8 protein-coding genes are annotated in these 7,074 nt (G+C 66.1%); 3 read left to right on the top strand and 5 right to left on the bottom strand.

Annotated features, from left to right (window positions below; translation table 11 throughout):
• Positions 1-117 precede the first annotated feature (117 nt).
• On the bottom strand, positions 118-1,395 hold the full coding sequence (locus ACWD3C_RS20755) for a UDP-glucose dehydrogenase family protein (protein ID WP_451145897.1): 1,278 nt from the start codon (positions 1,393-1,395) through the stop codon (positions 118-120).
• A gap of 888 nt (positions 1,396-2,283) precedes the next feature.
• On the opposite strand from ACWD3C_RS20755, the gene ACWD3C_RS20760 reads away from it, so the two are divergent.
• The 3 genes from ACWD3C_RS20760 to ACWD3C_RS20770 all read left to right on the top strand — a co-directional run bounded on the left by ACWD3C_RS20760 (position 2,284) and on the right by ACWD3C_RS20770 (position 4,416).
• Positions 2,284-2,907: a hypothetical protein gene (locus ACWD3C_RS20760; RefSeq protein ID WP_451145899.1), complete on the top strand. Its 624-nt coding sequence runs from the start codon at positions 2,284-2,286 to the stop codon at positions 2,905-2,907.
• Positions 2,908-3,359: 452 nt separating this feature from the next.
• Positions 3,360-3,590 carry a hypothetical protein gene (locus ACWD3C_RS20765; protein WP_451146081.1) on the top strand — a complete coding sequence of 77 codons (231 nt, stop codon included), beginning with the start codon at positions 3,360-3,362 and terminating at the stop codon, positions 3,588-3,590.
• Positions 3,583-4,416, top strand: a complete 834-nt coding sequence (locus ACWD3C_RS20770) for a DUF2637 domain-containing protein (protein ID WP_451145901.1) — start codon at positions 3,583-3,585, stop codon at positions 4,414-4,416. Before ACWD3C_RS20765 ends, ACWD3C_RS20770 begins: the two co-directional genes overlap by 8 nt.
• A gap of 228 nt (positions 4,417-4,644) precedes the next feature.
• Here ACWD3C_RS20770 and ACWD3C_RS20775 read toward each other — a convergent pair whose 3' ends face one another.
• From ACWD3C_RS20775 to ACWD3C_RS20790, 4 genes are all read right to left on the bottom strand, one after another.
• Positions 4,645-5,250, bottom strand: coding sequence for an arsenate reductase/protein-tyrosine-phosphatase family protein (locus ACWD3C_RS20775; RefSeq protein ID WP_451145903.1), 606 nt, complete (start codon positions 5,248-5,250; stop codon positions 4,645-4,647).
• Positions 5,251-5,329: 79 nt separating this feature from the next.
• Positions 5,330-5,827 (bottom strand): DUF5949 family protein, encoded by a 498-nt coding sequence (locus ACWD3C_RS20780; protein WP_451145905.1) that lies wholly within the window; start codon positions 5,825-5,827, stop codon positions 5,330-5,332.
• A gap of 450 nt (positions 5,828-6,277) precedes the next feature.
• Positions 6,278-6,517 carry a chaplin gene (locus ACWD3C_RS20785; RefSeq protein ID WP_451145907.1) on the bottom strand — a complete coding sequence of 80 codons (240 nt, stop codon included), beginning with the start codon at positions 6,515-6,517 and terminating at the stop codon, positions 6,278-6,280.
• 153 nt (positions 6,518-6,670) lie between these two features.
• A partial coding sequence (locus tag ACWD3C_RS20790; protein WP_451145909.1) for an LPXTG cell wall anchor domain-containing protein occupies positions 6,671-7,074 on the bottom strand: 404 nt, incomplete at its 5' end.

Genomic DNA, 7,074 nt, shown 5'->3' on the forward strand with positions numbered 1-7,074 from the left:
GGGGGGTGGTTTTACCCCCCGCCCCGCTGTCCATTCTGCAACTCCCCCCCGCCTCGCGGGGAGACTGGGGGGGGCCCCCCCCCCCCGCCCCCCCCCCCCACCACATGGTGTCTGGGGTCAGCCTGTCACCGTCGGCCGACCCACGCTCATGTAGGTGAAGCCCAGCCCGGCCATCGTCTGCGGGTCGAGCAGGTTCCGGCCGTCCAGGATCAGGGGACGCCTCATCGCCGTACGCGCATCGTCCCAGGACACCTCGGCCAGCTCGGGCCACTCCGTGACGATGACCGCCGCGTCCACCTTGTTCACGGCCTCCAGCGGTGTCGCGCAACGCGTGGTCGACATCCACGGCTCGACGGGGCCAGGCTGCGCCATCGGGTCCCAGCAGCGCACTGAGGCACCTTCGGCAAGCAGGCGAGCGACGATGATCGCGCTTGGCGCCTCCCGCATGTCGTCTGTGCCCGGCTTGAACGTCATGCCGAGCACAGCGACTGCGGTTCCGCGCAAACCGCCGAGCTCCTGCTTCAAACGCTGGATGTGGCGGCGCGGCTGAAGCTCGTTCACCTCGATCACCGAAGTCAGGAGCTGGAAGGGGTGGCCGCTGTTGGAGGCCAGGGCGCGAAGGGCGCGACTGTCCTTGGGGAAGCAGGAGCCGCCGTAGCCCAAGCCCGCCTTCATGAAGTGGGAGCCGATGCGCGCGTCCATACCGATCGCGCCGGCGACCTGGGCGATGTCGGCGCCAGTGGCCTCGCATACCGTCGCCAGCTCGTTCACCAGGGAAATCTTCGTGGCCAGTGCGGCGTTCGCCCCCAGCTTCGTCAGCTCGGCCGACGGGACGTCCATCAGGACCACGGGCCCGTCGACTCCTTGGTGTAGCTCCGCGATCAGCTTCGCCGTGGCGTCGTCCCATGTACCGACGACGACGCGGTCGGGGTGCATGAAGTCCGAGACTGCCTCGCCCTCGGCGGTGAACTCGGGGTTGGAGGCGTAGCCAACATGCTGCAGGCCGGCGTCATCAAGGGCGACACGGATGCGTTGACCGGTGCCGACCGGCACGGTCGACTTCACGACGACCGTGGTCAGGTGCGTGGCGCCTTTCAACGCGTCGATCACGGCAAAGACCCGGGACAGGTCGGCATCGCCGGACGCGGTCGGCGGTGTGTCGACACACACATACACGATTTCGGCGTCCTTCGTTGCCTCGTTCGCGTCCAGGGTGAAGGTCAGACGGTCCTTGTTGCGGTCGATCATCTCACCGAGGCCGGGCTCGCAGATCGGGACAGCGCCCGCGTTCAGGCGGCCGATGCGTTCCGGCACGATGTCGCGGACCACCACAGAGTGGCCCAGTTCCGCAAAGCAGGCCCCTGTGACCAGTCCGATGTAGCCGGCGCCGAACACTGCGACTTTGCGATTCATCCTGGTGATCCATTCTTGCGACGACTTTCGACGCGGTACGGGCGTAGGAGCACTGAGGGGGCCCAGAGTAGCGAGGCACTGACCGCTTCCGGTGATCTCCCAAGGGGGCCGCCTGCGGTGTCCGATATGAACGAGGGAATTGTCGAACGGAGTTGTCGGCGCCGCCGCGTAGGTGCAAAGCATAAGTGCTCCCGCTGAGGTGAAAAACGCTCAATGGCGGCCGCTGCTGGCGCCTGGAACGTTACCTCCCTCGCGAACTAGGCAAGTCTGCGGAGTTGTTGAGGCATCGACAGGTTTACGAGGTCTTCGAAGTTAGTGAGGGTGCTCGTTGGCCGACGAGCCGCGGCCACGCCCACGGAGCGCCGCCCGGGCAGGACGTTCGATGGGCAGTTGGCGCGTGCCGAGGTGCCGATGGTCGGCGGTACCACCACCGACTTCGAAGACCCGGTTTACGGGGGCAGCTCCAGGCGACGAGGCAGCCATGCCACCGGGCAGCAGGAGGACGATCGCAGGGGACGGCCGGATGCGGACAGCCTGAAGCTCCGTCACATCGCGTCGGCTTCACTCCCTGTGCCGTCAACTCGCTCTGCCGTCGATCCGGTGATCTTCGTGCTCCAGATGGCCGTTCATCCAGCAATAAGCGTTAAGCGGTTGTTTCACACGCTATATATGAATTTACCGTACTCGCGGGTCGCATCATGGCGTAGGCCTGATCCCACTTGAGGAGCGTGAAATACGATGACGGCGTCATCGAGATGGCGTGCCACCCTCGCGGCTACCGCAGCCTCTGCTGTCCTGGCCGCCGCACCACTGCTAGGGGCGCAGACCGCCCTTGCCCAACCGTATCCACCCGGGGAACCGGAACCGGGCGTGTCCCTCAGTGCCACCGTCGGCGAGCCAGGAGACGAAATCGACTTCGAAGGAACGGGGTTCGAGCCGGGACAGGAAGACGTAGAAGCATCCTTTGCCTCCAAGGTCGTCATTCTGGGCTGGTACACCGCCGACGCAAGCGGCACGGTGGCGGGGACCTTCAGCATTCCCGAGCAAGCCGAGCCGGGCGAGCACCTCTTCCTGCTCAGGGCAGAGGATCCGGACCTCACTCTCTCAACCGAGATCACCGTGCTCGATGACGGCGACGACGACGGCGACGACGACCACGGCGACAAGCCCGACCACGACAACGGCCACAAGCCCGACCACGGCGACAAGCCCGACCACGACAACGGCCACGACAACGGCGGCAGGCCCGACCACGACAACGGCCACGACAACGGCGGCAGGCCCAGCCACGACAACGGCCACGACAACGGCGGCAGGCCCAGCCACGACAACGGCCACGACAACGGCGGCAGGCCCAGCCACGGCCACAGCGACGAGCCTCACCTCGCTGACACCGGTGAGGACCGCTCAGCCATCCTGCTGGGCGGGACTGCCGGGCTTCTCCTGCTCGGTGGGGGGGTGATCCTTCTCACCCGACGGATGAGGCGCGGCTGACCGACGCGGCTCCATCGTGCAGCTGCGACACCTGCGTCAGTGCCTGCGATGGCCGACAGCCAGGGACCCGACGGCGACACTCTCACGGCGTCGGGGACCGGCTGTCGGCCATCGCCGTCTGCCGACCGGGATCGGCTGGGACGCGAGGTCTGGTGCGCAGTGGGATTCCGCCGGTGGCCTTGGCCAGGCCATGGGTCACCGCCGGTCCGAGCGCGAGTCCGGTACCGTCGGCGCCCATCGCCTCCCGGGGACCATATATATATTTCGTACAGCAGTCGTACCTTTTTGAATGCTGTCTAGATAAAGTGCTCATCCATGCATTCCTTCACCCGTTTGCCGCGCACCCGCGAGAAAGATGCGACGTTATTCGGGATATGACTCAGGGAAGAAATCTCGGCCTTTTGACGTCCCGCAAGGGCCAGAGGGGCTCGGCTGGAGTACCTGCGGTGACGATGGGCCCCTATACCTACACTCCGTCTTCGACATACTATGAACCCAGTGCCAACGGCACACTCAGTAAAGATGGATTGCCCGTCACGTTGCAGGTCACCGAGCCGCTCCTGCAGAAATTTCTGGACACCATGGCGCTGCTGGAGGCTGATCTCGTTCGACGATGGGGCAGCTTGGAAAATGAATGGGCGCACCTGCCCTCGGGCCGAGTGATCAAGTCATGCCATGAATGACGAGCGCATGGACCGCCACGCGGGGTACTACGCCGATCACCTCGGTCAGTTCGGTCAGTTCGGCGTGACGGGCACCGGCCGACACCGGCACACTGCCGAAGCATTCCAAGCGCCCTTGGTGCCACCGGATCCGGCATGGGATCCGGCCGAGGAACTCGCGTACATGCTTCAGGACGCCATGGAGGGCGAGCACGCCCCAACCATGCCTCCGGCCCGTAGCGAGACATCGGCAATCGCTCCGCCCGGCGACAGTCACGTGATGAACCTGCAGGAGACCACGGCCGAACTGCCGCCGCTGAGCGCCGTGCCCCGAGTCGACCGGAGGGTCCGTCCCCGCAGAGGTCCGAGCGGTCTGCGAACCGTCAGCTATATGATCGCCGCGTTGGCAGCCATCATCACATCGATGGTGAGTGCCTTCGGTGGCCTCGCCACCTATGAGCCCTTGCGGCTCGTCGCCGTTTCCCACACCTACAGCAGCGCCGTTTCCTGGTGGCCCTTGCTGGTCTATGGGCCTTGGCTCGTGGCCGCACTGTCGATTCTGCGTGCCGCGCTGAGCCGACGACGTGCTGCGCACTCCTGGGTGGTGATCGTGCTGTTCTCCTTGGTCGCGGTATTCCTGTGTGTCGCCCAGGCACCCCGGACCATCACCGGCGTAGCGGCAGCTGTGTTGCCGAGTTGCGCTTCTCTGGCATGTTTTCAGCAATTCGTCCGCCAGATCACCATGACACGGCCGAATCGCCGATCCAGGCGTCGGCACCGGATGCGGTTCTCCCCAGTGCAGTCAGGGCCCCGGGGAGAGCCACGTTCGCCCGGTTTGAGTATGTGACGCGGTGTCAGCCCTGTTGCAAGGCAAGCACGGCCCCTTGTGATCATGGAGTTCTCTACGCTTCACGATCTGCAAGGTTGCCGTGCTCGCTGTTTCATCATCGCCTACGCCCAACGCCTCGGATGCGGCGCCCCTGCCCTCCTCGCCGCCGGGGACGCTCGTGCCGACGGGGCTGGTGGAGGCGCTGAGCCGGGTGCCTGACCCGCGTGATCCCCGGGGTGGTTCACATCAGCCGACCCGCACAACCGCGACGATGCGTTCCACTGCCTCATCAATCCGCACCAGACACTTCTGCACCTGCCGAGGGGCTGCACCAAAAGGATCCTCGATGTCGTCATCCGTGTGCGGCCTCGCGGCACCACGCCGAGCGGCCGCGCTCTGGACAAGAGCCGCGAACCGTGCGGCCGGATCCGTCACGCCTGCGGCATCCTCTGCTCGCACCAACCGGGCGAATTCAAAGAGGGTGAAAGCGCGAGACAACGTCTGCACGGGTGACAGCCGCACTGCGGCCTCACGATGTTCGGTCGCGGCCCCCAGTACCAGATCCGAGCTCTCGACCAGCTCTTTGGTCAGTCGGCGGGAGCCCACCCCGGAGGGATCTGCGCCGCGTTCGAGAATGAAGGATGCGACTGTGGCCGACATGGGCGTACCCGGGAGCGCCCGGGTACCCGCACTGCTCAGCCGGATCGCCTGCCGAGCCTCGACAAGCCGCTGTCTGAGCAGGCACTCCGCGAGAGGGGAGCGGTAGACATTGCCGGTACACACGACGAGTACCCGGAACTCGGGCACCCGCGCGCCGGGAAGTGAGGGAGTAACTTCGAAGGCGTCTGACATACCGTCAGTATTCCCGAGAATCCCTCCCAAGAGGGCGATTCCGTCGGCTTTGGCGCCAGATCGTCGTTTCGAGTGGGATTCAGCCGCGCAGGCTGCCGGCCGGGAGGGCGACGTGCGCAGCGGCCTTCAGGGTCTCCTCGGCACCCACGAAGGCTGCCAGCGCTTCCGGGTCCACGGGCTTTCCTGGCTCACCCTCGGGCCAGGGACACGTGGTGAACACGAAATGGGCATAGCCGCGTTCGGAGACCGCCGCGAGCCACTGCGGCGGTGGAGTGCACTGGGCACTGAGGTTCGGCATGCTGATGACGGCCTGGCCGGCCTCGACGAGCAGGCTGACCGGTGGGCTCGACCTCGCGGTGTCGGCGACGGACTCACCCCCGATCCGTAGTCCAGCGTCGAGAAGCAGCTTCTCAATGGCGATGGACGAGGCGTCCGGACCACTTGGGCCGTCACCCAGGGAGTACGCGAGCAAGTAGGGCATGTCGCCGTCCAGCGTCTCACCGCTCCAGGCGATCACAACGAGTGTGCCCAGGTCAGCAGTGCGGAAAGGGCGTAGTTCACTTGAGGCTGAGGTCACCACGAAACCTTATCGACGCTCCGGACTGCGCCTGGCCGCGTTCTCACCCGAGCAGCCGATACCCCGAGGATCTCCACACGAACGAGGGATGTCGGGCTGGCAGAGCGAACAGCGCGACGGGCCGATTCCGCGCGGTGTGGAATCCGCCCGTTCGGTGGTGTCTCAGTTCTGGACAGGAAGTCCACCGAGGAGCTGGGTGGGGCTATTGGTGTGCTTGAGGGGGTTCATCATGTTCTTCGCCCTGTTGAGTACGGAGTACCCATGCTCGGCACCGTGCATGTCCGACTGGTGCTGCAGCGGGTGGACGTCGAGGGGACCCTTGGGGCTTTTCCGCCGATGCCTCTCATCTCATAATTGTATTCGGCGGTCGCCTGCCTCACGCGATCAAAGAAGACCAGCGGCCGCTCTCCCGTGCAGGAGAGCGGCCGCTTGAAAAAACCGAGTGCGAAGTCAGCTGTTGACGCAGGCGTTGCCGAACGCCGGGTTCAGCAGGCCGCCAACGTTGACGGTGTTGCCACAGACGCCGACCGGGACATGGACCGGGCCCTGGACAACGTTGGCCGACAGCGCGCCCGGGGAGTCGCCAGCAGTGGCGGCAGCGCCGCTGTCAGCGGCGGCGACCCCGGCGGTACCCGCCATGGCGGTGGCGGCAACGGAAGCCAGGGCCAGACCCTTCGCGATACGCAACATGGAGAAATGCTCCTTGGGATTGACATCATTGCCGGGCGGTACGTCCGGCAATGATGTCAACGCGTGCCGGTGACGCGGGTTGTGCTGCCAATGGGGTGATCCACGGCCACGGCGGCCAGGCCCATTCGGGGGTACGGCGCCGGACGCAGAACGCTACCGGCGGCTCGGGGTCCGGCGCCGTCGGTACAGGATGACGGCTCCGCCGGCGATCAGCGCGGCGCTGGCGGCCGAAGCCGCGAGCACGTTGTCGCTGCCGGTGTCGGCCAGGGTGTGCCGCGTCCCGGCGTTCGCCGACACGTTCCCCGTCCCGAAGTCGGCAGGCTTGACGGAGGTGTTGCGCGAAGTCGCCACGGGTGTCGAGGGCAGGGTCGTCCGCTGAGCCGTACGTGACGGTGTCGACGAGGACTGCTCCGGAATCCTGGCGCTCTGCTCGGCCTGCGGCTCCGACAGCACGTCTCCTCGGTCGTCGGGCGAGCCCACGGGTTCGACCGCACCGGACTGACTCGGGATGCCCACCGACACACCCGAATCCACCGGCTCCACCGGCTCCACCGCAC

It is taken from the genome of Streptomyces sp. NPDC002845, from assembly GCF_053591955.1.